Origin of the sequence: Amycolatopsis sp. H20-H5 (genome assembly GCF_035828755.1) — a bacterium.
GTDB lineage: Bacteria > Actinomycetota > Actinomycetes > Mycobacteriales > Pseudonocardiaceae > Amycolatopsis.
Window position 1 is genome coordinate 1 of the sequence record NZ_JAYMZS010000282.1, and the last position, 1,222, is coordinate 1,222.

The window sequence follows — 1,222 nt, forward strand, 5'->3', positions numbered from 1 at the left end:
CACACCGGCGGTGACGTCGCGTTCCTCGGCGACGGGGTCAACGACGCGCTGGCGCTGCACGCCGCCGACGTCGGCATCTCCGTCGACTCCGCCACCGACGTGGCCAAGGACGCCGCGGACGTCATCCTGCTGGAGAAAGACCTCGACGTGCTCGCCGACGGGGTGGTGGAGGGCAGGCGGATCTTCGCGAACACGATCAAGTACGTGCTGATGGGCACGTCCAGCAATTTCGGCAACATGTTCAGCGCGGCCGGGGCGTCGCTGTTCCTCACCTTCCTGCCGATGCTGCCGTCCCAGATCCTGCTCAACAACCTGCTCTACGACACCAGCCAACTCGCCATCCCGACTGACAACGTCGATGAGGAACAACTGCGGCGACCGTCGCATTGGGACATCGGCTTCATCCGCCGTTTCATGCTCTACTTCGGACCGCTCAGCTCGGTGTTCGACTTCGCCACCTTCGCCATCATGCTGTGGGTGTTCCACTCCGGGCCCGAGCAGTTCCGCTCCGGCTGGTTCGTCGAATCGCTGGCGACCCAGACCCTGGTCATTTTCGCCATCCGCACCCGCCGCGTCCCGTTCTTCCGCAGCCACCCCAGCCTGCCGCTGACCCTGGCCGCCCTTGGCGTCGTCGCCGTCGGGGCGATACTGCCCGCGACCCCGCTCGCGGGCGCGCTCGGGTTCCACCCGCTGCCACCGGCCTTCTTCGCCGCGCTGGGCGGCATGGCGCTGTGCTACCTCGGGCTCATCGAGGTTGGCAAGAAACTCTTCTACCGCGTGGCAGCCACCAAACCGCCGACGCCAAGCTCTCCTGCGCCGCAACGACATCTGCGCCGGCGCGTCGCCCGCTTCAGCATCGGCCAACGTCTTCCGGCGCCCCGGTGAGCGCACTGCTACGGGTGATTCCCACCGTCGCCGACTACGCCGGACTTCGGCGATCCTGGGCACGTGATCTTCTCGCCGGAGTGACCGTCGGCATCGTCGCGTTGCCACTGGCGCTGGCCTTCAGCGTCGCGACCGGTGTCGGCGCGGCGCCCGGCCTGGTGACCGCGGTGATCGCCGGGGCGGTCGCCGCGATTTTCGGCGGCTCCTCACTGCAGGTGTCAGGTCCCACCGGGGCGATGACCGTGGTGCTCGTGCCGCTGGTCGCCCGCCACGGCACTTCGGTCGTGTACCCGATCGCCGTGCTCGCGGGCGTGGTCGTGCTGGCAGCCGGTCTGTT

The 1,222-nt window shown here is 68.3% G+C and carries 2 protein-coding genes; both read left to right on the plus strand.

Annotation, left to right across the window (positions count from 1 at the left end; translation table 11 throughout):
• The coding region (locus tag QMK34_RS47480) for an HAD-IC family P-type ATPase (protein WP_326421629.1) at positions 1-885 on the plus strand (885 nt) is incomplete at its 5' end.
• On the plus strand, positions 882-1,222 hold a 341-nt coding region (locus tag QMK34_RS47485; RefSeq protein ID WP_442785379.1), incomplete at its 3' end, for a SulP family inorganic anion transporter. The genes QMK34_RS47480 and QMK34_RS47485, both read left to right, overlap by 4 nt.